General features: G+C 52.4%; 23 protein-coding genes. 15 read left to right on the forward strand and 8 right to left on the reverse strand.

What is annotated here, in order from left to right:
* Positions 1-27: 27 nt before the first annotated feature.
* A complete protein-coding gene (gene secA / locus ABXT40_RS10540; protein ID WP_443645553.1) occupies positions 28-2,622 on the reverse strand; it encodes a preprotein translocase subunit SecA in 2,595 nt (864 codons plus the stop codon).
* A gap of 355 nt (positions 2,623-2,977) precedes the next feature.
* Between secA and ABXT40_RS10545 the strand changes: the two genes are divergently transcribed.
* The 3 genes from ABXT40_RS10545 to ABXT40_RS10555 are packed head-to-tail and all read left to right on the forward strand — an operon-like array spanning position 2,978 to position 5,497.
* A complete protein-coding gene (locus tag ABXT40_RS10545; protein ID WP_443645554.1) occupies positions 2,978-3,844 on the forward strand; it encodes a peptidylprolyl isomerase in 867 nt (288 codons plus the stop codon).
* An 11-nt stretch (positions 3,845-3,855) separates the two neighbouring features.
* Positions 3,856-5,079 carry a bifunctional glutamate N-acetyltransferase/amino-acid acetyltransferase ArgJ gene (gene argJ / locus ABXT40_RS10550; RefSeq protein WP_443645555.1) on the forward strand — a complete coding sequence of 408 codons (1,224 nt, stop codon included), beginning with the start codon at positions 3,856-3,858 and terminating at the stop codon, positions 5,077-5,079.
* 7 nt (positions 5,080-5,086) lie between these two features.
* Positions 5,087-5,497, forward strand: coding sequence for a (deoxy)nucleoside triphosphate pyrophosphohydrolase (locus ABXT40_RS10555; protein ID WP_443645556.1), 411 nt, complete (start codon positions 5,087-5,089; stop codon positions 5,495-5,497).
* Between the two features lie 144 nt (positions 5,498-5,641).
* Here the strand turns inward: ABXT40_RS10555 and ABXT40_RS10560 are convergent, their stop codons facing one another.
* Positions 5,642-6,544, reverse strand: coding sequence for a methyltransferase domain-containing protein (locus ABXT40_RS10560; RefSeq protein WP_443645557.1), 903 nt, complete (start codon positions 6,542-6,544; stop codon positions 5,642-5,644).
* 145 nt (positions 6,545-6,689) lie between these two features.
* On the opposite strand from ABXT40_RS10560, the gene ABXT40_RS10565 reads away from it, so the two are divergent.
* From ABXT40_RS10565 to ABXT40_RS10585, 5 genes are read left to right on the forward strand one after another with little or no spacing between them, the layout of a single operon-like run.
* The gene (locus ABXT40_RS10565; RefSeq protein WP_443645558.1) at positions 6,690-7,037 is read left to right on the forward strand and encodes a double zinc ribbon domain-containing protein; all 348 of its coding nucleotides are present in this window, start codon (positions 6,690-6,692) and stop codon (positions 7,035-7,037) included.
* 14 nt (positions 7,038-7,051) lie between these two features.
* On the forward strand, positions 7,052-7,225 hold the full coding sequence (locus ABXT40_RS10570) for a hypothetical protein (protein ID WP_443645559.1): 174 nt from the start codon (positions 7,052-7,054) through the stop codon (positions 7,223-7,225).
* The gene (locus ABXT40_RS10575) at positions 7,226-7,567 is read left to right on the forward strand and encodes a ComF family protein (protein WP_443645560.1); all 342 of its coding nucleotides are present in this window, start codon (positions 7,226-7,228) and stop codon (positions 7,565-7,567) included.
* A 7-nt stretch (positions 7,568-7,574) separates the two neighbouring features.
* On the forward strand, positions 7,575-7,838 hold the full coding sequence (gene grxC, locus ABXT40_RS10580) for a glutaredoxin 3 (protein ID WP_443645561.1): 264 nt from the start codon (positions 7,575-7,577) through the stop codon (positions 7,836-7,838).
* Between the two features lie 6 nt (positions 7,839-7,844).
* Positions 7,845-8,672: a carbon-nitrogen hydrolase family protein gene (locus ABXT40_RS10585; protein ID WP_443645562.1), complete on the forward strand. Its 828-nt coding sequence runs from the start codon at positions 7,845-7,847 to the stop codon at positions 8,670-8,672.
* A gap of 28 nt (positions 8,673-8,700) precedes the next feature.
* On the opposite strand, the gene ABXT40_RS10590 is transcribed toward ABXT40_RS10585, so the two are convergent.
* The 4 genes from ABXT40_RS10590 to ABXT40_RS10605 all read right to left on the reverse strand — a co-directional run bounded on the left by ABXT40_RS10590 (position 8,701) and on the right by ABXT40_RS10605 (position 12,856).
* Positions 8,701-9,657, reverse strand: a complete 957-nt coding sequence (locus ABXT40_RS10590; RefSeq protein WP_443645563.1) for an acetyl-CoA carboxylase carboxyltransferase subunit alpha — start codon at positions 9,655-9,657, stop codon at positions 8,701-8,703.
* Positions 9,658-9,732: 75 nt separating this feature from the next.
* Positions 9,733-10,680: a tyrosine recombinase gene (locus ABXT40_RS10595; protein ID WP_443645564.1), complete on the reverse strand. Its 948-nt coding sequence runs from the start codon at positions 10,678-10,680 to the stop codon at positions 9,733-9,735.
* Entirely contained in the window at positions 10,664-12,619 is a 1,956-nt protein-coding gene (locus ABXT40_RS10600; RefSeq protein ID WP_443645565.1) for a hypothetical protein, read from the reverse strand. Before ABXT40_RS10600 ends, ABXT40_RS10595 begins: the two co-directional genes overlap by 17 nt.
* Before the next feature lie 99 nt (positions 12,620-12,718).
* Complete coding sequence (locus ABXT40_RS10605) at positions 12,719-12,856, reverse strand: hypothetical protein (protein WP_443645566.1); 138 nt, start codon at positions 12,854-12,856, stop codon at positions 12,719-12,721.
* A gap of 347 nt (positions 12,857-13,203) precedes the next feature.
* On the opposite strand from ABXT40_RS10605, the gene ABXT40_RS10610 reads away from it, so the two are divergent.
* From ABXT40_RS10610 to ABXT40_RS10625, 4 genes are read left to right on the forward strand one after another with little or no spacing between them, the layout of a single operon-like run.
* The gene (locus ABXT40_RS10610) at positions 13,204-13,800 is read left to right on the forward strand and encodes a shikimate kinase (RefSeq protein WP_443645567.1); all 597 of its coding nucleotides are present in this window, start codon (positions 13,204-13,206) and stop codon (positions 13,798-13,800) included.
* Positions 13,801-13,812: 12 nt separating this feature from the next.
* Complete coding sequence (gene aroB / locus ABXT40_RS10615) at positions 13,813-14,928, forward strand: 3-dehydroquinate synthase (protein ID WP_443645568.1); 1,116 nt, start codon at positions 13,813-13,815, stop codon at positions 14,926-14,928.
* Complete coding sequence (locus tag ABXT40_RS10620) at positions 14,918-16,177, forward strand: HlyC/CorC family transporter (RefSeq protein WP_443645569.1); 1,260 nt, start codon at positions 14,918-14,920, stop codon at positions 16,175-16,177. The genes aroB and ABXT40_RS10620 overlap by 11 nt, the downstream gene beginning before the upstream one ends.
* Positions 16,178-16,196: 19 nt before the next feature.
* The gene (locus tag ABXT40_RS10625; protein WP_443645570.1) at positions 16,197-16,817 is read left to right on the forward strand and encodes a DUF2889 domain-containing protein; all 621 of its coding nucleotides are present in this window, start codon (positions 16,197-16,199) and stop codon (positions 16,815-16,817) included.
* A gap of 22 nt (positions 16,818-16,839) precedes the next feature.
* Here the strand turns inward: ABXT40_RS10625 and ABXT40_RS10630 are convergent, their stop codons facing one another.
* A complete protein-coding gene (locus ABXT40_RS10630) occupies positions 16,840-17,097 on the reverse strand; it encodes a BolA family protein (protein WP_443645571.1) in 258 nt (85 codons plus the stop codon).
* A 64-nt stretch (positions 17,098-17,161) separates the two neighbouring features.
* Here ABXT40_RS10630 and ABXT40_RS10635 point away from each other — a divergent pair, with 64 nt between their 5' ends.
* The 3 genes from ABXT40_RS10635 (at position 17,162) to cobT (ending at position 20,699) form a co-directional block, all read left to right on the forward strand.
* Positions 17,162-17,743 carry a J domain-containing protein gene (locus tag ABXT40_RS10635; protein WP_443645572.1) on the forward strand — a complete coding sequence of 194 codons (582 nt, stop codon included), beginning with the start codon at positions 17,162-17,164 and terminating at the stop codon, positions 17,741-17,743.
* Positions 17,744-17,772: 29 nt separating this feature from the next.
* Complete coding sequence (gene cobS / locus ABXT40_RS10640) at positions 17,773-18,780, forward strand: cobaltochelatase subunit CobS (RefSeq protein WP_443645573.1); 1,008 nt, start codon at positions 17,773-17,775, stop codon at positions 18,778-18,780.
* Positions 18,781-18,848: 68 nt separating this feature from the next.
* The gene (gene cobT / locus ABXT40_RS10645; RefSeq protein ID WP_443645574.1) at positions 18,849-20,699 is read left to right on the forward strand and encodes a cobaltochelatase subunit CobT; all 1,851 of its coding nucleotides are present in this window, start codon (positions 18,849-18,851) and stop codon (positions 20,697-20,699) included.
* A gap of 90 nt (positions 20,700-20,789) precedes the next feature.
* Here the strand turns inward: cobT and rpmB are convergent, their stop codons facing one another.
* Entirely contained in the window at positions 20,790-21,077 is a 288-nt protein-coding gene (rpmB, locus tag ABXT40_RS10650; protein WP_443645575.1) for a 50S ribosomal protein L28, read from the reverse strand.
* Positions 21,078-21,209 lie beyond the last annotated feature (132 nt).

Here is a 21,209-nt window from a genome sequence, read left to right on the forward strand (position 1 = left end):
GATCCCGAAACCAGCAATATGGCAGCGTTAAAGCGCGCCATGGCAATGTTTGAATTTCTTGCCTGATCCGCATGGGCAAGGGGCATTTCGCGACACTTTCGCATTGGCAGATGCCTCTGCTGGTGCAGCCGGCGGCGCGCCGTCGTCATCGGGCTGGCGGATCTCGACATGCGAGAGAACCATGCTTGTGGTTTCACGCATATTGGCAAGCATCGTTTCAAACATCAAAAAGGCTTCGCGCTTATACTCATTCAAAGGGTCTTTTTGCCCATAGGCCCGAAGGGTAATTCCCTGACGCAATTGATCAAGGGTTAATAAATGTTCTTTCCATTGCTGATCAAGTACCTGCAAAAGCAAATTCTTTTCTGCCATCCGCATGATATCAGGCCCAAGCCGCACGGCTTTTTCGGCCATATGGCGATCGGCAGCGTCAATCAATCGAGCTTCAATTTCCGGTTCGGCAATGCCGTCTTCGGCAAACCATTCGGCAATCGGCGCCTCGACCCCCAAAACGCGGCGCGCATCGGCATCAAGCGTTTCTGAATCCCATGCATCATGATAAGTGCCAGCGGGAATTGACCGTTCAACAATCAAGGCGGCAGCTTCATGGCGCATATCGACAACCGTGTCATGAACATCATCGGCGCGCATGATTTCTTTGCGCTGGTCAAAAATCACCCGGCGCTGGTCATTCATCACGTCATCATATTTAAGCAATTGCTTGCGAATCTCGAAATTGCGTGCCTCGACCTTGGATTGGGCTTTTTCAACAGCCTTGTTAATCCATGGGTGCATAATGGCCTCGCCTTCTTCAAGACCAAGCTTTAACAGCATGCTTTCCAGCTTTTCTGAGCCGAAAATACGCATCAGATCATCTTGGAGTGACAAGAAGAATTTTGACGCGCCAGGATCACCCTGACGCCCTGTCCGGCCACGAAGCTGATTATCAATCCGGCGAGATTCATGGCGTTCGGTACAAATAACATACAGCCCGCCAGCGGCAAGCGCGGTGGCTTTGGCCGCTTCAATTTCAGCAGCAATTTTGGCCGTAACCGCTTCGGTAACTGGTTTGCCCTCGGCCTCAAGGCTGGCAAGCCGCATTTCCAAATTACCACCAAGCTGAATATCGGTTCCGCGTCCGGCCATATTGGTGGCAATCGTAACCGCGCCAGGCACGCCAGCATCGGCAATGATTTTGGCTTCTTCTTCATGGAAACGGGCGTTCAGAACCCGATGCTCAATTTTGCGCTTTTCCAATTCGGTTGATAGGCGTTCGGATTTATTGATACTGATCGTGCCAACAAGAACCGGCTGCTGGCGTGACCGGCATTCAAGGATCAGTGCGATAACGGCTTCGTCACGTTCGGCGCTGGTGCGGTAAACCTCATCATCATAATCAATACGGGCAACATCACGATTGGTCGGGATAGCCATAACTTCCAATGCGTAGATTTCAGAAAATTCACCAGCCTCGGTCATGGCTGTTCCAGTCATGCCTGCAAGCTTGTCATACATGCGGAAATAATTCTGGAAGGTGACTGAAGCCAGCGTCTGGTTTTCCGCCTGAATTTCAACACCTTCTTTTGCCTCAATTGCCTGATGCAGACCATCAGAAAAGCGGCGGCCTTCCATGGCGCGGCCGGTAAATTCATCAATGATGACAACCTCGCCCGCCTTTAGCATATAATGCGTGTCACGCGCAAAAAGCCGATGCGCACGAAGCGCCTGATTGACGTGATGCAACAGCCCGACATTTTCAATGTCATAAAGGGTTGCATCGCCAATGGCACCACGCTCGCGAAGCAGGGTTTCGGCATGTTCAATACCAATTTCACTCAGCGAGACACTATTGCCCTTTTCATCAAGGTCAAAATCTTCATCCACCAATAACGGGATGATCTGATCAGCAACATGATAATGTTCGGCATTGGTTTCGGCAGGGCCGGAAATGATCAGCGGGGTGCGCGCTTCATCAATAAGGATTGAATCAACCTCATCGACAATCGCAAAGCTGAAATCGCGCTGCACCATATCTTCAAGACTGAATTTCAGATTATCGCGAAGATAGTCAAAGCCAAATTCATTATTCGTGCCGTAAGTGACATCACAACCATAGGCGGCACGGCGCTGATCATCATCAAGCCCGCCCGTGATGCAGCCAACGCTTAGCCCCAGAAATTCATAGACCTTGCTCATCCATGCCGCATCACGTGATGCCAGATAATCATTGACCGTGACTACATGAACACCGCGCCCATCAAGCGAATTCAGCACTACCGCCAAAGTCGCAACAAGCGTTTTGCCTTCGCCGGTTTTCATTTCGGCGATCTGGCCACGATGAAGCGCAATACCACCCATCAATTGGACATCAAAATGACGCTGGCCAAGGGTGCGTTTGGCGGCTTCGCGAACCAGCGCAAACACATCAACTAAAAAATCGTCTTTTGACGCGCCATCAGTTATTTTCTGGCGGATATCCGTAACCATTGCCCGAATGGCATCATCATCGAGGCTGGCAAAATTGGCTTCGCGGTCATTAATCTGCTGAACCAATGGCTGCATCGATTTGACGATACGGTCATTCGAGCTGCCAAACAGGTTTTTTGCAAAAGACGCAAACATTGTAACTCCCCAGCCATGTGGCAGATGCGCTACCGGACGGCAAATATAAAGCTGGTGCAAAAAGCACCTGACTGGACATAGGTATAGACGCGAATTTTGTCAATTGTTTGAGTATGTTTTTCCCGATTTACCTGTGATGTGCAAAATCGCCCAAAGGTAGATAACCCCCTTCCGGCCTGCCGCAGAATATTGCGCCTTTTTCAAGCGCGGGCTTGCTCTTCGAAGTTAGCTTCGCTAACACTTACACCATAGGCTGGTGGTCAAAGACCGGCTTGTTTGATTTGAATTCTTCCTGACGACCCAACGGCGCGCCGATGATTGCGGCAAGACCTGTTTATTTTAAGAGGATTTACGAATGCGTAATGGTATTTTCGCCCATCGGTTTATCGGCCTTGTAACAGGCGTCGCGCTTTTTGCCAGCATGGGCATGATGGCACATGCCAATGACGACCGGATTCCGGTTGGCACGGTCAATGGCGAAACCTTGTGGCTTGACGATGTCATGCGGCAGGCCGAGCGACTTCCTGATGAATTCCGGCAAACGCCTTTGGCAAATTATTTCGACCAGCTGGTCACTGATATGGTTGATGCGCGCATTGCCGCCGATGCCGCCCGCACGGCAAAACATGACCAAAAAGACGATGTTGCCGCGGCGATGAAAGTTGCCGCTGACCGCGTTCTTGCCGAATCATGGCTTGGCGAGACGGTTGCTGGCGAAGTGAATGATGCTGCGATTGAAAATGCCTATCAGAAATTTGTCGCCGACAGCGCATCACGCGAACAGGTGACGGCATCACATATCCTCGTTGAAACTGAAGATGACGCCAAGGCGGTGATTGCCGCACTTGAAAAAGGCGAAGATTTTGCCGAATTGGCAAAAACCAAATCAACCGGACCAAGCGGGCCAAATGGCGGATCACTTGGCACTTTTGGCCGTGGCCAGATGGTGCCAGCCTTTGAAAATGCCGCTTTTGCGCTCGACGATGGCAGCTTTAGCAAAACCCCAGTCCAAACCCAGTTTGGCTGGCATGTTATCAAGGTTGATAAAAAGGCAATTGCACCAGCCCCAACGCTTGACGCCATGCGTGACCAGCTTGTGCAAAATCTATCAACGCAAGCCTTGGGCCGTGTTCTTGAGGAATTGCGCGCAAAACAGGATATCAAACTCCGCAGTTTTGCCGAAATTCGCAAAGATGCAATGGCCGCTGGCAACAGCCAGTAACAGCCACTGCCATGACTCTTTCTCCTCTGGCACCTGACAGCTTCCCCGACCTGCCACCGATTGCAGGTATCAAGCTTGGTACCGCCGCCAGCGGCATGCGCTATCAAGGGCGTGATGATTTGCTGTTGATCAGCTTGGCACCTGAAAGCAGCGTTGCTGGTGTGTTTACGCTATCTGATACAGCCGCAGCACCCGTTGACTGGAGCCGGAAAATTGCCGAAACCGGTACCGCCGCCGCGATCATCACCAATGCTGGCAATGCCAATGCCTTTACCGGCAGTCGCGGCGATGATGCTGTTCATAAAATGGTCAATCATCTTGCCAGCCATCTTGATTGTGATGCTGGCGCGATCATGGTGGCCTCGACCGGAGTGATTGGCGAGCCATTGGATGCGGCCAAGCTGGTGCCTTATTTCGATAGATTGGTTACTCAAAGCAATGCCAGTTGGCAAAATGCCGCCAATGCCATTCTAACAACCGATACATTCGCCAAAGGCGCCCATGCAAAATGTATGATTGACGGAGTGTCGGTTGATATATGCGGCATTGCCAAAGGGTCAGGCATGATTGCGCCAAATATGGCAACCATGCTTGGCTATATCGGCACTGATGCGGCCGTGCCAGCAGACGTTCTGGCGGATTGTCTTCGCGCTGCCAATGATGACAGCTTCAATGCCATTACCGTTGATAGCGACACCTCGACCAATGATAGTGTTTTCCTGATGGCAAGCGGCATGGCTGGCAACCGGCTGATTGCCGATGCCAATGATCCGGCATTGGCCGATTTCCGCGCTGCCTTGGCCGCGGTCATGCGCGATCTTGCCATCCAGATTGTGCGCGATGGCGAAGGCGCAACCAAGCTTGTCACCATTGATATTGCGGGTGCCAAGACCAACGCGATTGCCCGTCAAATCGGCCTTGCCATTGCAAATTCGCCTTTGGTCAAAACCGCCATCGCTGGCGAAGATGCCAATTGGGGTCGGATTGTCATGGCGATTGGCAAATCGGGCATTGGCATTCCATCTGATGCGATCAGCATTGATATCGGCGGCTATGCGGTGGCGCGTGAGGGCATGCGTATTGCCGATTATGACGAAACCCCGATTGCCGCCCATATGACGGGTCAGATGATTGATCTTGCGGTGACGATTGGCACCGGCGATGGCACGGCGCGGGTTTGGACATGCGATTTGACGCATGGCTATATCTCGATCAATGCCGATTACCGGAGCTAGCTAGGCGATGTTGCTGGTAAGCGCGGTGGCGCTGGTCGATATTGATGGGCGGGTCTTGCTAGCGCAACGCCCCGAAGGCAAATCAATGGCCGGATTATGGGAATTTCCAGGCGGTAAAATCGAAGCTGGCGAAACGCCAGAAGCAGCGCTGATCCGCGAATTGCGCGAAGAGCTTGGCATTGATACCGCCGAATCCTGCCTTGCCCCGCTTAGCTTTGCCAGCCATCATTATGCTGCCAGTGATGATAGCGATGCGTTTCATCTTCTAATGATGCTGTTTGTTTGCCGCCGCTGGCAAGGCCGGCCGCAAGCGGTTGAAGGCGGCATGGTGAAATGGGTACGCCCACAACAATTGCGCGACTATCCGATGCCTGCGGCTGATATTCCCTTGATTTCGGCGCTACAAGATCTTCTTTAGGGCGGGCTTTTTTCTGAAACGGGCTTTGTTTTCGACCATCAATACCTGACGACAATAATGATGTTTTGAACGCGCCGCCTTGCCGGTAAGTCATTTTTGGCCATGCCGCTTTTGGTTATGCCGCTTTTGGTTATGTTATTCGCATCAGCCCTGTTTTGGATCGTCCCGATCATCGCCGCCAATCACCGTGGCAAGATACGTTTTTCCCGATCCGGGGCGAAGCGGCTTTTGCTGGCTTTCATGTGGTGCCCAGCCGGTCAGGGTGATGATCTCGAAACTCGCCGGAATCGTTCCGTCATCACACCCAAATTTGGTTTGATAGATTTCGGCTGCCCGCATGAAAACAGCGCGTCTTGTCGGCTGGCGCAATCGGCCAAGCATGGCGTTTTGTTCACCCATGCCGCGAAGGTCGGCCATCAAGCGAAACATATTTGGATAGGTCACGGTCAAACGGTCGCTATCGGCCACCGGAAGCGCAAGACCAGCACGGCCAAGAAGCCCGCCAACATCTTTAATGTCAGCCATCGGCGCACAACGCGGGCTAAACCCGCCAGTTACATCCTGTTCGGCCGCAATTAAGGCCGCGCGTAATTCAAATAGGCTGTTGCCGCCAAGAAGATTGATCAGACACAGACCATCCGGGCGAAGCAATTTTCGAATTTGCAGCATCAGCCCCGGCAGATCATCAACCCAATGGAGATTTAGACAGGAAAAAACCGCATCAAAGCTGGCATCGGCAAAAGGCAGAGCCGCAAAATCATGAACAATAAAGGGTTTGTCAGCATGTTTGGCAAAAGCCGCTGCCGGATCGCTATGCAGCACTGTGCCAATTTTGCCAAGCGGTGCGAGATGCGTCAAGAGGCGGCCATCATGCGCGCCAAGATCAAGACATAGGTCAAAATCACGCTGCATCAGATCAACCCGATCGGCAAGGCGCAAAGCCGCTTCATCCTTTAGAAACGCAAAATTTGCATAGGTCGCGGCAGCCCGTTGCCGATTCCGGCGCTGGGCAAGCGGGTCAAATAGCTGTGGTATCATTTCGGTCATGACAGGCATCTTGTAGGGTCTGCTGGTAAAACCGCAAGCGCTAAATATCGCCATGCCCAGATTAGCACCGGCAGCATGCTTTACAATTTTTTTACCGGCGTTCGGCTAGAATGACTAATCCCAAGGCTGCGTTAAGAGACTGGCAATGCAAACCAAACCCGCCACCCGAGTCCGACAGTATTATACCGCATTGCTTGATCTGCTTTTGCCCAAGCAATGCCCATTATGTCGGCAGTTTTGTTTTGATCATGGCCTTTGTGCCGATTGCTGGCAGGGGCTGGTTTTTATCACCCCACCTTTTTGCCAATGCTGTGGGCGGCCGCTTGCCTATGCTATTGGCGATCATCTTTGCGGGTCTTGTTTCGCCAAAATACCACCCTTGGCCGAAATCCGAAGCTGCTTTTTATATAGTGAACGGTCACGGCAATTGATTTTGAAATTCAAACATGGTGACGCGCTTCATCTCACCCCTCTATTTGCCCGCTTTTACTAGCACCTTTTAGTACCTTGGCAGAGCCAGACCATTTGATTGTGCCGATCCCGTTTGATGCCAAACGATATCTTCACCGGCGGTTCAACCAATCGGCCGAGCTGGCGCGCCTATTTTGCCAACAAAATGAAACTGGCATCTTTGCCCCCAAAGCATTGACGCGGCCAAAGGCTGGGCCAACGCAGGCCTGATTGAGCCGAAGCCAGCGACAACGTAATCTGGCAGGCGCGTTTGCCGTTCCTCAAGACCAGCGTCACCGCATCACCAATCGGCCCGTGCTGTTGATTGATGATGTGATGACAGAGGGTGCCACCCTTTATGAGGCGGCAAGAACCCTTCAAAAGGTGAGAAGTGGCCCGGTTCGCGGGCTGGTTTTGGCGCGGGTTTTACGCCATGGGCTGCAGCCCCTTTATGCAATGCTGATTTTTCGATTGACCCCTATGACAGAGCGCGGGTTTTGCAGTATAATATCGCAAGTTTTTTCAAGATTATCGGCAATGCGGCTTGGCACCCATGCTGGCCGCGTCAAATGAGGCAGAAATGGCAACAATTGAAATCTACACCGTAATGACCTGTCCGTTTTGCACGCGCGCGGTGAAATTACTAACCGCCAAAAAGATTGCTTTTGAGGAAATTGATGTGACCTTAAGCGCGGCAAAACGCCGAACCATGCGAAGCCGTGCCAATGGCCGAACATCGGTGCCACAGATATTTATCAATGATAATCATATTGGTGGCTGTGATGATCTGTTTGCGCTTGATCAGGCAGGACATCTCGACAAGCTGTTATCAATGGCGTCCTAATTGGCCATGTTTCGCGTTGCTGCTATCCAATATTGCGCTGGTGACAATGCCAAAGACACGTTGACGAATATCCAGCCTTTGATAGCCGCGGCCGCATCGCGTGCAACGCTTGTAACCCTTCCCGAATGCGCCAGCTATCTTGCCGCCAGCCGTGAACAGCTGGCCACCCATGCTGAATGGGAAGATGACAGCTACAGCCAAAACTGGCTTGCCGATCAGGCACGACAATTGGGAATCTGGCTTCTTGCCGGATCACTGATGATACGTCGCCGCGACGACCAAAAATTAGTCAATCGAAGTCTGCTTTTTGGCCCTGATGGCAGCCTTGTCGCAAGCTATGACAAAATCCATATGTTTGACGCTGATGTTGGCGATGACAAAAGCTATCGCGAGTCGGCCTGCTTTACCGCAGGTTCAACGCCGGTCTTTGCCATGATTGGCGATGTGCCAGTTGGGCTAAGCATCTGCTATGATGTACGGTTTCCACATCTTTATCGCCAATTGGCGCTAGGCGGTGCCAAACTGTTGCTAGTTCCGGCTGCCTTTACCGCGATTAGCGGCAAGGCGCATTGGCATATATTGCTTCGGGCACGCGCCATTGAAACGGGCTGTTTTGTCGTGGCACCGGCACAATCTGGAACGCATGCTGATGGGCGGCAAACCTATGGCCATTCGCTGATCATCAGCCCTTGGGGCGAGATCATTGCCGATGCTGGCGAGGGTGATGCCGTGATATCGGCCGATCTGGATTTGGCCGCGGTTGCCAAAGCGCGTCAGGCCATCCCGTCATTAACAACCAACCCGGAGATTGAACCAACGCGTTTCATTACCTAATGCGGCAACCGAAATGACCGCAACCGGATCAATCGAGGCCGTTATCACCAATCCGCATATATTTGTCATTTCGATCGGCAATCAGCGCAGCGGCATCCATTCCGGCCATCGAGTCAAGCTGGGTGGCAAAGGCATCGCCAAGCGCATCAATGGCCGCAACCGGATCACGATGCGCCCCACCAAGCGGCTCGCTTACCACCGAATCGACAACTCCAAGCCGATGCATCCAGTCCGACGTGATACGCATAGCTTCGGCAGCGTCACGCGCATGATCAGCACTGCGCCACAGAATCGATGCACAGCCTTCAGGTGAAATGACGCAATAGATCGCATGTTCATACATCACCACGCGGTTACCCGTTGCCAGCGCAATTGCACCGCCTGATCCGCCTTCACCGATAATCGACGCAACCATCGGTGTCGGTAATTTCAAACAAGCGCGAATGGCACTGGCGATGGCTTCGGCCTGACCCCGTTCTTCAGCACCGCGTCCGGGATAAGCACCAGCTGTGTCAACAAAACTGAGAACAGGAAGACCATAGCGACCCGCCAAATCCATCAGCCGCGCAGCCTTGCGATAGCCTTCAGGGCGCGCCATGCCAAAATTGCGCTTGATGCGCTCTTCGGTATTGCTTCCTTTTTCGGTTCCCATCACCATCACCGACTGGCCGCGGAACCGCGCCATGCCGCCAATGATCGCATGATCTTCGGCAAAATTACGATCCCCGGCAAGCGGGGTGAAATCATCAAAAAGCCGGTCGAAAATGGCGCGGATTTTCGGCCTGTCAGGATGGCGGGCAACCTGCACTTTTTCCCAGGCACCAAGCTTTTCATAAGTCTGTTTTAATTCGCGTTCGATCCGGGTTTGCAATTTGCCGATTTCGTCAGCGATATTGATGCTGCCATCGGTACTCATATGGCGAAGCTCTTCGACCTTTCCTTCAAGATTAGCAATCGGTTTTTCAAAATCAAGAAAATGTCTCATTTAGGGGTCATTCCATTCTGCGTCAGGTCAACGCGCATTTCAAACTATCGCGAATTGTAACTTTGGGGGAGCAGTTTATCTATCTTGACGGCGACTGGCAAGCGGATGCGCTGATGCCACCAATCCGGCAAGCCGATCGGGGCGGCTTGCAGTATAGATTTGTGTTGTTGAGATATCGGCATGGCCAAGAAGGCTTTGCAGACTGCGAAGATCGGCACCGCGATTCAGCATATGTGTCGCAAAGGAATGACGCAATTTATGCGGGCTAACCCGCGCCGCATCAATATCTGCCGCAATGGCCAGCTTTTTCAGCATCTGCGCAAATTGATGGCGGGTCATCGCCGACCCATCATCCGTCGGAAACATGACATCAGACAAAACAAAACCCGCGTTGCCATCACGGCATTCGATCCAGCGAGCCGCTGCTGCCCGCGCCGTATCACCAAGCGGGACAACGCGTTCGCGCCCACCTTTTCCAGTGACCAAAATCACTTCAGGATTGCGCCTGAAATGGGAAACCAGAAGACCAACCAATTCCGAAACGCGAAGCCCTGTTGCATATAAAATTTCCAGCATCGCCAAGGCACGCAATGCCGCCAATTCAGGCGTCATGGCTGCGGCGGCTTCAAGCAGGCGGATGATCTCGGCTTCGCTCAGGCTTTTGGGAAGTGAGGCCGGCAAAGACGGATTGTCGATCCAGCGGGTTGGGTTATCCGACCGAAGCCCATCTTCGACAGCCCAGCCCATAAATTGACGTAACGCGCTGAGCCGCCTTGCAACCGAACGCGGGGATAATTGGCGTTGATGCCACCATGCAATAACTGCACGCAATTCATCCGCATTGCATGCAGCAAGCGTCTGGCCATTTTTGGCAAGACCCATCTGGCAATCAAAAAGATCGCGCCGATAGGCGGCAAGCGTGTTTGGTGACGCTGCCCGCATGGCCGAAATGGCCTGAAGAAACCCGTCAATAAGCGGGTCATGCCGATTGGCGGTTTTACCGATGCTAGCTTTGCGTGCCATCGGGTATCATTGCAGCCAAACGCTGCATTAAATGCGCCGCGATGATCTCGTGGGCAAAAGCTTTGGCAACGTCACCCTGTCCGATCATATCAAGCGCGCGGATCACCGCAGCCAGATCTGCCGGATTGGTTTTTTCAAGCGCCACATCATGCAACAGCCAATTGGCAAGCAGCACGGTTTCGGCAACATGACGCGCCTCTGCCGCGGCCGTGACCGCCTTTAGCAATAGCGGCGGCAAGCCGGCAAAGCCCTGACCCGATACAGGTGCATTTTTCACAAGACCAAGCCAATCCTGTTCATCCACCGCCACACCGGCAGCCTCAAGAACAGGCAGAATATGCCACATATTCAACGCGCTGATCACATTTGCATCAACCGCATCGCCCGACAGCCCACGCAGCAATTCAGCGGCCATAAGCGCCTCGCCATTGCCCGCAAAAGCGGCAAGCGTTGTGGTGTCGTTCGGCTGGTTTATCGCCAGCAGAAACGCCATTTTCGGCGCCACATCCAGATCATCAAACCGCATATTGGCCGCCACGGCCTCATCGGCAAGCGCATTACGCACCAATTCGGCGTAAAGCGGCAACATCATCGCGCCATTGCCGCCATTAATTTCGGCCTTGATCCCCTTTGCCACCCGCGCCAACCGATCGGTTTTCGTATCAGCATCAAGTGCCCGCCAGGCAAGCGCGGTGGTAAGCGCATCACCCTTGCCGTCAAGTTGCGCCAATGCCAATTGCGGATCATTATTTTCCTGTCCGGCACTGCGCCATAATTTGCCAGCCTGACGATGCGTGATCAGCCCGCGATTCAACCCATCAAAGGTCGAAACCATGCGGGCATCCGACCCCAGAAATTTCAATTTGATAACGGTTTCGGCCATTTGTTTTGGCAGAACGGCAAGCCCTTCAAGCGGGATTGGCCGGTTCGCCACATCCATCAGCACGATATGCGCCGAATCAAGCTTGGCCGGATCAAGCTTGGCAAGATCAGCTGGCGTCGCCAGATTATTGTTCAAAACCTCATCAACAAGGCTGAAAAAGATCGGATCATCAACACCATTTGCCGCCAGAATATCAGCCGCAAATCGCGCCCCGCCCGTTTTGCCCTGAACCGCCTGACAGATCACATTTGATTTATGCCAAAACGGATCCATTGTCTGGGTGATCTGACGGCTGACAATGCTGCATGCCGCAACATCATCACGGATCATCAAATAATGTTCGGTTAGCCAGCGTCGCCAATCAGCCCATTTTTCGGCCTCGGGAAGCTGTGCTGCAAGCAAGGCAAGGTCACTTGATCTGCCACCATTTGCCAGAAAGGCCAAGCGCGCCTCGACAAGGTCGGCAGCGACATTATTTGCCCCGCTTGGCGGCACTGATTGCCGCGCCACGACTTCATAAGCCAGTTCGGTAACCGCCTTTGACTGGCTGGCAGTTGCTGATTTCTGCAGCAGGAACACCGCATCACGAGCCGAAGTTCCACGCCAGATCAGGCTGTCAAGCTGGCTGTTGCCCGTATCGCCAACACCAATCGCCGCGAGTCCGACATCCGAAATATTCCGGCGGCCAATTTTGGCACTGGCGTAAACATCATTTGTTCCCAGACCAACATTTGGCGCTGTCTGGCTGGCATTTGCCGCTGCTGGCAGGTCGGTTTCAGCTGGTTCGGTTGCCAGTGGTTCAGTTGCCAGTGATTCAGTTGCCTGCGGTTCGGTTAGCGTATCTAGCGCCTGATCGGCAGGTTCGGCAATGATGATCGGGTTTGTTTTGGGTTGTTCGCCATCTTCGACAGCCAAGGCCTTATCAATCGCTTGGTCAATATCAAGCGGGCTATTGACCGCAATTTGGCCGCCATCATCTGGCGTTGGCGCGATTGACAGCAGATTGACCGGTTCGCCTTGCTGGCGGCGGCTGGCAATAGACCAGCGCCGAGCCACACCGATGCCATCAAAACCGAAAACGCCAAACGCGGACGATTTAACAGTGCCAAACACGAATATGAGAGACCCGAATTTGATCGGCGCAAAATATCAGGCTTATTTTGGCAGCGTTTCATTGGAAATAACCTTGTTAATGGCAACGGTTGGGGCAGGAATCTGCCAATTTGACAATACAACAAGACCAACAGCAGAAAGCCCCGCCAGCATTAAAAATATAATCGAAATTCGTGTCATGTCTTTTCCATATCCCCGTAGTCATTTCAGGCCATTTTCGAAGCCATTTTGGGTCGGCACTTCTGGCCTAAATTTTCGACCGCGCTTTTTATAACCCATGCCATCTTCGTCGATTTTAATCGGAACGATTTCCCCTCAAAGGATGAAAGGCTTAGAAACAACCATAGGCTGTTTACGCCAGACAAGACCTCTGGTTTCAGAAACAAGGTATTTATGACGATATTATGTCGGCAATTAGGCAAAGTAACAAGACGCGTCATATTTTTGCGGCCTTTTTGCGAAATTGTCAGGCGGCAAGGCTGCTTCTTCTATTCCCCTTGACCATTTGCATCGCTATGCTAGCCCGCATGAGAGCTTCGCCGAAACCAGCGCCCCGCAAACCAAACCCAGCCGCAGAAACTGCTGGCTCTATCGCTGCACGGCTTGACCGCCCGGTGGTGCTTGTCGGCCTTATGGGAAGCGGTAAATCAGCCGTTGGGAGGCGCACCGCAAAACAGCTTGGGATTGGGTTCAAAGACAGTGACCAATTGATCGTCAAGACAGCCGGTATCAGCATTGCCGAAATTTTTGAGCTTGCCGGTGAAGTGAAGTTTCGTGAAATGGAACGAAAGACGCTTGGCAATCTGGCCCTGGCATCACCGCAAATCATTGCCACTGGCGGAGGGGCATTTTGTCAGGACGCCACCGCCGAACTGCTTTTGCACCATACATTAACCATTTGGCTAAAGGCATCGCCCGCGACATTGCTGTCACGCATTGGCAATACAAAAACGCGGCCATTGCTGCATAATGGTGACCCGCTGGCAACACTCACACGCCTCGATGAACAGCGCGCACCCTTCTATCAAAAAGCCCATATCCATCTCGATACTGATGGATTATCAACATATAAAGCGATGATGGCGCTACTTCACGCGCTTGACACGCATCTGCCAAGGCAGTAGTTGACTTTAAACATGCAACAAGAAACATTAACCGTCAGTCTTGGTCAGCGCGCCTATGACATTGTCATTGGCCCTGATCTGATTGATCGGGCCGGATCAATCCTTGGCCCGATCGCGGCCAATCGTCATATTATCATCGTCAGCGACAAAACCGTTGCCACGCTTCATCTTGATCGTCTAACGGCAGGATTGAAAAGCACAGCGCGCGCGATTGACCATTTTGCCGTTGCCGCTGGTGAAGCCAGCAAATCAATGACCGTTCTGGCAAAGCTACTTGACGATATTCTAGCTGTTGGCGTCGACCGGTCGGTATTGCTGATTGCTTTTGGTGGCGGGGTTGTTGGTGATCTGGCTGGCTTTGCCGCCGCCAGCCTGTTGCGCGGCGTTGATTTTGTTCAAATCCCAACAAGTCTTTTGGCGCAGGTCGATAGTTCGGTTGGCGGTAAAACCGGCGTGAACGCCGCTTCGGGGAAAAATCTGATTGGTGCCTTTTACCAGCCAAAGGCCGTGCTTGCCGATACCAGCCTTTTGGCAAGCTTGCCCGATCGGGAATTGCGCGCTGGCTATGCTGAAATGGTCAAATATGGACTTTTGGGTGACGCCGCATTTTTTGACTGGCTTGACGTCAATAGCAGCGCTGTTCTGGCGTTGGAACCCGCCGCAATCATGTATGCCATCCATAAATCATGCAGTGCCAAAGCGGGTATTGTCGAAGCCGATGAACGTGAATCTGGAAAACGCGCCTTGTTAAATCTTGGCCATACCTTTGCGCATGCTTTTGAAGCTGAAGCCGGATATAACGGAAGCCTGCTTCATGGCGAAGCGGTTGCTGCTGGCATGGGGCTAGCTTTTGACCTGTCGGTTGATTTAGGTTTTTGTGCGCCCAATGATGCGGCAAAATGCAAAGCGCATCTTCGCGCGGTTGGTCTTCCTGCCGGACAAGCCGATCTTGCCGCTGGTAACGCTATGCCAAGCAAGCTTATTGCCCATATGAAACATGATAAGAAAATGCGCGACGGCCGAATGTATTTCATTCTTGTCAACGCCATTGGTGACGCCTTTGTCAGCGGCGATGTGCCGCCAGACGCTGTCAAAACCCTACTTCAACGAGGTGCAAATGCTGTCTAGCCTGTGGCTTTTAGCATTAATCATTGTGCTGCTGATTATCGCTTCGGCCTTTTTTTCGAGTGCCGAAACCGCATTGACCGCAGCGTCGGATGCGCGGATGCGCCAATTGGCAAGCAAAGGCAATGAACGCGCCCGCACCGTCGAGGCATTGCGTGCCGATCGTGAAGGGCTGATCGGGTCGATCCTGATTGGCAATAATGCGGTCAATGTTCTTGGCTCGGCCTTGGCAACAAGCATTGCCATCTCGCTGTTTGGCGAGGGCGGTCTTGTGTGGGCAACAGTTGCCATGACCGTGCTTTTGGTCGTTTTTGCCGAAGTGATGCCGAAAACCTATGCCTTTACCTATGCTGATCAATATGCGTTGCGCATTGCCCCAACCCTGTTATGGGTGGTGCGTTTGCTTAGCCCGCTGTCGCTTGGTATCCGGTTTTTGGCAAGCCAGATGATCCGGCCAAACCCGAATGGCGATCAAGACCGCGAAGAAGAATTGCGTGGCCTGATTGAATTGCAGGGCGATAATGGCAATGCCGATGATCGTGAGCGCAAAGCCATGCTGTCATCAATTCTGGATCTGAACGAATTATCCGTCGAACAGATCATGACGCATCGCGGCACGGTAAGCATGGTCAATGCCGATGATAATATCGAGGATATCTTGCGCTTTATCCTTGGATCACCGCACACGCGCCATCCGGTTTTTTCGGGCAAGCCTGACAATATTATTGGCGTTCTCCATGTCAAAGATTTGCTTCGGGCGCTTGGCGAGGCCGAATCTTCAGGCAAAAAACCGCTTTTGCCGCAATTGGTACAGAATATTGCCAGTGACGCCTATTTCATTCCCGAAACCACCTTGCTGTTTGACCAGTTGCAGGCGTTTCGGACACGGCGCGAACATTTTGCCGTTGTTGTTGATGAATATGGTGATTTCAGGGGGATTGTGACCTTGGAAGATATTTTGGAAGAAATTGTTGGTGATATTGATGACGAGCATGATATCGGCTTGGCGGGTCTTAGCGCACAGGCAGATGGGTCATGGCTTGTCGATGGCAATGTTACGATCCGCGACCTGAATCGCGCGCTTGGCTGGCACCTTCCCGATGAGGACGCATCAACGCTGGCGGGGCTTGTACTTTTTGAAAGCCGCACAATTCCAAGCCCTGGTCAAGAATTTCGCTTCCATGACATCCGGTTTCGCATTGTCAAACGCGAAGGCAACCGCCTGACCAGCTTGCGCCTTTGGGCAAGCTGAAAAACAGAAAGACCAAGATATGAGCAGCGCTAACTCCAAAGCCGACACCCAAGCTAGCCCCCAAGCTAGCAGGGCGATCCATACACCTTATGGCAAAGATCATCCAACCGCATTAAGCACGCCAAAAGTCGAGCGCGAATTGGTTCATCAACGCCGAATTACGCTTAATGGCTATGTCCGCAATGATGGGTTGTTCGATATCGAGGCGGAGCTAACCGACCATAAGACATACCCTTTTCCAAGCGATTTTCGCGGCGAGGTTACGCCTGATCTGCCAGTGCATCACATGATTTTGCGAATCACCATTACCAAAGAACGGGTGATCACCGCCGCCGAAGCCATTACCGTGACCGGCCCATATGCGATTTGTCCAAAAGCCAATGAGGTGTTTGACGAACTTGTCGGGCTAAAAATTGCCCCCGGTTGGCGGCGTCAGGTGCAAGCAGCGATTGGCGGGCGGCATGGCTGTACACATATCACCGAATTGCTTGGCCCAGTTGCCACCATCGCCTATCAGACAATGTATGGCCAAGATGCGCGCGAACGCCGGATCAGCTCAAATTTCACTGATGCTGACAAGCAAAGCGAACGAAGCCATCTAGCCAATAGCTGTGTTGGCTATGCTGATGATCGAGATTAGGATTCGCACGATAGCGCCAAACTCAATCGCTTAGATGCAACTCCAGCGCGTGAATGCTATTGGCAAGATCTTCTGCCAAAATATCATTCACCATGCGGTGACGTTGTAGGCGGGATTTGCCAGCAAATGCATCGGCCTTGATCGTGACCTCAAAATGCGTGCCGCCGCCTTCGCGCCATCCGGCATGACCTGCATGTTTATGGCTGACATCCTGAACGTCAATTTGACGCGGATTTAACTCGGCGTTTAGTTTTTGCGCTATAGTATCTGCCGTTGCCATATGTTATCTCCATGAAGGGGGCTATGTTTGCCTGCGAGGGCATTGATTATGAGTGGATCATAGAATGAGACGCGCCACCGTACCAGAGTTTAAGATCGACCAGAGCCAGAACGATACCCGGCCCCGGTGTTGTGCGGCCATCGGCTGCCGTGATGAAGGCGTTTATCCAGCGCCCAAATCACGCGATGCGTTGCGCGATTATATCTGGTTCTGCCTTGATCATATCCGCGCCTATAACAAATCATGGAATTATTATGACGGGCTGCAAGGCGCCGCGCTTGAAGCCGAGATTCGCCGCGCCACAACATGGGAGCGCCCAAGCTGGAAATTTGCCACCGGACAGCCAAGCGAAAATAATTTTGAAGATCCGCTTGGGCTGTTTGATTTTGAAAATCGTGATGAGGCAAAATCGAGCCGCAAACTCACCCCAGAAGAACGCGCCGCCTGGAAAACCTTAAACTTGGCACCGGTTGATGATTTTGATATTGTCAAAAAACAATACAAGCGTCTGGTCAAGGAGAATCACCCCGATAAAAATGGGGGTGACGCCCATGCCGAAGAACGGTTAAAAGATATTAACCTTGCCTATTCACTGATTCGGAAAACCCTAGCCAATGGTGACCAGCCTGCCACCAGCCAAACCTAACATTTGCTTAATGTGGAGTTCTAACTGTTATGTCTGATAACGCGAAATTTGCGCCGACCCCTGCCCATTCTATGTCGGCGCCCGACATTACGGTCAATGCCAGAGACGTCTTTGGAATTGATGTCGACATGATCGTCCCTGCCTTTAGCGAGGGATCTGATTATGTACCCGCGCTCGATCCGAACTATCAATTCGACACGGACACCACAATCGCCATTCTGGCGGGGTTTGGCCATAACCGGCGGGTGATGATTCAAGGCTATCATGGCACCGGTAAATCAACCCATATTGAACAGATTGCCGCACGGTTAAACTGGCCCTGTATCCGGGTCAATCTGGATAGCCATATCAGCCGCATTGACCTGATCGGCAAAGATGCCATCGTGCTTCGTGATGGCAAACAGATTACCGAATTCCGCGAAGGGATTCTGCCATGGGCGTTGCAAAATCCGGTTGCGCTGGTATTTGATGAATATGACGCTGGCCGTGCCGATGTGATGTTTGTGATTCAGCGTGTTCTCGAAGTCGATGGTAAGTTGACCCTTCTTGATAGCAACAAGGTGATTCACCCAAATCCGCATTTCCGGCTTTTTGCAACCGCCAACACAGTTGGCCTTGGTGATACAACCGGCCTTTATCATGGAACGCAGCAAATCAATCAGGGGCAAATGGACCGCTGGTCAATTGTGTCGACATTGAATTATCTGCCGCATGCTGATGAGGTGAATATCGTTAAGGCAAAGCTGCCACAATATGCTGATAAAAAAGGCACTGAGCAGGTTGCCGCAATGGTTCGCATGGCTGATCTGACGCGCAAAGGATTCATGTCAGGTGATCTATCAACGGTCATGTCACCACGTACGGTCATCACATGGGCTGAAAATACCAGTATTTTTGGCGATATGACTTTGGCATTCCGGTTAAGCTTTTTGAATAAATGTGACGAGATCGAGCGTCCGACCGTGGCTGAATATTATCAGCGTTGTTTTGGCATTGACCTTCCCGAAGCACCGATCCGGCAGGCCACTGCCAGCTAAGCGCCAAGCGCCCGCAGCAGCATGCCAGCCTAAATCATAAGCCACCGGAACAATCGCAGGAAACCAGCATGTCTTCATTTGACAAGGATGCACAATTTCTGAAATCCAACGCCGCAGCGATGCGGGCGCTTGCTGGTGGCAAAGAGCATCAAGTGACCTATGCCGGCATCGATACGCATGTTGGCAAGGATGATGTGCGGCTGCCGGCTCTCCCCCCAACGGCAACCGCAGCGCAAAAAGCCAGCCTTCGCGGTGCCGCCGACGGTGCCGCGCTATGGCTTGCTCATCATAACCCGATGACCCATAAGAAACATTGCCCTGCCCCTGATGGTGCCAAGGCGATTTTTGAATCGGCTGAACGCGCCCGTGTCGAGGCCATTGGCACGCGTCATATGAAAGGCGTTGGCGATAATCTGGATGCCGCCTTGAATCAGCGTTATGAAAACCGGCAGATTGATGCCCCAGGAAGCGCCGATGATGCCGGTATTGCCGAGGTTGTGCGGTTATTGCTTCGCGAAGAATTAACTGGATCGCCGCCGCCTAAAAACCTGTCAATGGTCATGGATTTATGGCGGCCATGGGTGAAAAGCCGGGCAGGCGATCTGATTAATGAGCTTGGTGAGTCGCTTGACGATCAATCGGCCTTTGCCGAATTATCACGCCGGCTGATTGGCGCGCTTGAATCCGATCTTGGTGAGGCATCATCCGATGAAGATCAAGATTCAGACAATGAAGATGATCAGGATGAAGGCGGCGACAGCCAGTCCGAACAGGATGGCGAACAATCTGCCGTTGGCGAAGATCAAAGCGAAGGCGATGACAGCCAATCAATGGATGATGCTGGTGATGCTAGCGCGTCTGAAGATGGCGAAATGATGGATTCCGAAGGCACGGATGACGGCAGCAGCGATGGCGAGTCACCCAATTCGGATATGAATGGGGATAATAGCAAAAGCGGCGCTTCAACCGAAGGCTATCGTATTTTCGATACCAAATTTGACGAAGTGATCGCCGCTGCCGATCTTTGCGACCCGCAAGAGCTTGACCGGCTTCGGGTGATGCTTGACCGGCATATGGAAAATGTCACCTCAATCGTTGGCAAACTTGCCAATCGCCTGCAACGTAAATTGATGGCGCATCAAAATCGGTCTTGGGATTTTGATCTTGAAGAAGGCATGCTTGACGCGGCCAAATTGCACCGCGTTGTCACCCAGCCATTAAGCCCGCTTTCCTACAAGCAGGAACAAGATACAAAATTCCGCGACACGGTTGTGACGCTTTTGCTGGATAATTCGGGGTCGATGCGCGGGCGGCCCATTACGATTGCCGCCGTCACCGCCGATATTCTGGCACGTACGCTTGAACGTTGCGGCGTCAAAGTCGAAATTCTTGGCTTTACCACCCGTGCATGGAAAGGTGGGCAATCGCGCGAATTATGGCAACAGGCCGGAAAGCCAGCCATGCCAGGGCGCTTGAATGATCTTCGCCATATCATCTATAAGCCAGCCGATGTGCCATGGCGCCGCGCGCGTAAATCGCTTGGGCTAATGCTGCGCGAAGGGATTTTGAAAGAAAATATTGATGGCGAGGCGCTGTTATGGGCGCATGACCGGCTTTTGGCACGGCATGAAGATCGCCGAATCATGCTTGTCATTTCTGATGGTGCGCCAGTTGATGATTCAACCCTATCGGTAAATAGCGGCAGCTATCTTGAAAAGCATCTTCGCGAGGTTATTGGCTATATCGAAGGGCGGTCACCGGTTGAATTGCTTGCGATTGGTATTGGCCATGATGTGACACGCTATTACCGGCGCGCCGTTACCATCACCGATGTTGACCAGCTTGGCGGCGCTGTTGTCGGGCAATTGACCGACCTGTTTGACGAGGACGCAAATAAGCGTTTGCGCCGCGCTGGCTAATATCCGGCATCAGCCTTCACATTCAATTCCAAACCAAAGACAAAAAAACTCCGCATTATTTGCGAGGTTTTTTATGCATTTGATATGCGATTATGCGGTTGTTTGCGCGGCCGTTATTTCGCGCTTTAATTCGCGCGCTTCAGCCGCCAATTCGGCGTTGCGTGCCTGCAGCAAATAAGCGTCAAGACCACCATGTTTTTCAACAGTACGCATGGCACTTGTCGAAACGCGAAGGCTGATCGCGCGGCCTAGGATTTCGCTATGCATGCGGGTTGATTGAAGATTTGGCAGAAAGCGGCGGCGTGTGCGGTTATTCGCATGGCTGACATTATTGCCAGACATCACAGTTTTACCAGAAATTTGACAGCGTTTTGCCATAACTACGGCTCCATAATCAGCAGACACAGATGTGCTGCGTTAGAAATTCAAGGCTGGGTATAGGCCAGTCTGCGGCCAAGGTCAAGCCGGAAAACCGGCTTTGCCACTGCAAGAATCCAAACAAGCGAAGGG

This window comes from Candidatus Ponderosibacter sp. Uisw_141_02 (assembly GCF_048087665.1).
Taxonomy (GTDB): Bacteria; Pseudomonadota; Alphaproteobacteria; order Puniceispirillales; family Puniceispirillaceae; genus UBA3439.

Coding starts and splice junctions, on each gene's coding strand:
- ABXT40_RS10555 (WP_443645556.1), top strand. CDS start 5,087: ATGTTGCTGGTAAGCGCGGTGGCGCTGGTCGATATTGATGGGCGGGTC.
- ABXT40_RS10625 (WP_443645570.1), top strand. CDS start 16,197: ATGAGCAGCGCTAACTCCAAAGCCGACACCCAAGCTAGCCCCCAAGCT.
- ABXT40_RS10595 (WP_443645564.1), bottom strand. CDS start 10,680: ATGGCACGCAAAGCTAGCATCGGTAAAACCGCCAATCGGCATGACCCG.
- ABXT40_RS10620 (WP_443645569.1), top strand. CDS start 14,918: ATGCTGTCTAGCCTGTGGCTTTTAGCATTAATCATTGTGCTGCTGATT.
- cobT (WP_443645574.1), top strand. CDS start 18,849: ATGTCTTCATTTGACAAGGATGCACAATTTCTGAAATCCAACGCCGCA.
- ABXT40_RS10630 (WP_443645571.1), bottom strand. CDS start 17,097: ATGGCAACGGCAGATACTATAGCGCAAAAACTAAACGCCGAGTTAAAT.
- ABXT40_RS10590 (WP_443645563.1), bottom strand. CDS start 9,657: ATGAGACATTTTCTTGATTTTGAAAAACCGATTGCTAATCTTGAAGGA.
- grxC (WP_443645561.1), top strand. CDS start 7,575: ATGGCAACAATTGAAATCTACACCGTAATGACCTGTCCGTTTTGCACG.
- ABXT40_RS10565 (WP_443645558.1), top strand. CDS start 6,690: ATGCAAACCAAACCCGCCACCCGAGTCCGACAGTATTATACCGCATTG.
- ABXT40_RS10585 (WP_443645562.1), top strand. CDS start 7,845: ATGTTTCGCGTTGCTGCTATCCAATATTGCGCTGGTGACAATGCCAAA.
- ABXT40_RS10610 (WP_443645567.1), top strand. CDS start 13,204: ATGAGAGCTTCGCCGAAACCAGCGCCCCGCAAACCAAACCCAGCCGCA.
- rpmB (WP_443645575.1), bottom strand. CDS start 21,077: ATGGCAAAACGCTGTCAAATTTCTGGTAAAACTGTGATGTCTGGCAAT.
- aroB (WP_443645568.1), top strand. CDS start 13,813: ATGCAACAAGAAACATTAACCGTCAGTCTTGGTCAGCGCGCCTATGAC.
- ABXT40_RS10545 (WP_443645554.1), top strand. CDS start 2,978: ATGCGTAATGGTATTTTCGCCCATCGGTTTATCGGCCTTGTAACAGGC.
- secA (WP_443645553.1), bottom strand. CDS start 2,622: ATGTTTGCGTCTTTTGCAAAAAACCTGTTTGGCAGCTCGAATGACCGT.
- argJ (WP_443645555.1), top strand. CDS start 3,856: ATGACTCTTTCTCCTCTGGCACCTGACAGCTTCCCCGACCTGCCACCG.
- ABXT40_RS10605 (WP_443645566.1), bottom strand. CDS start 12,856: ATGACACGAATTTCGATTATATTTTTAATGCTGGCGGGGCTTTCTGCT.
- ABXT40_RS10635 (WP_443645572.1), top strand. CDS start 17,162: ATGAGACGCGCCACCGTACCAGAGTTTAAGATCGACCAGAGCCAGAAC.
- cobS (WP_443645573.1), top strand. CDS start 17,773: ATGTCTGATAACGCGAAATTTGCGCCGACCCCTGCCCATTCTATGTCG.
- ABXT40_RS10560 (WP_443645557.1), bottom strand. CDS start 6,544: ATGACCGAAATGATACCACAGCTATTTGACCCGCTTGCCCAGCGCCGG.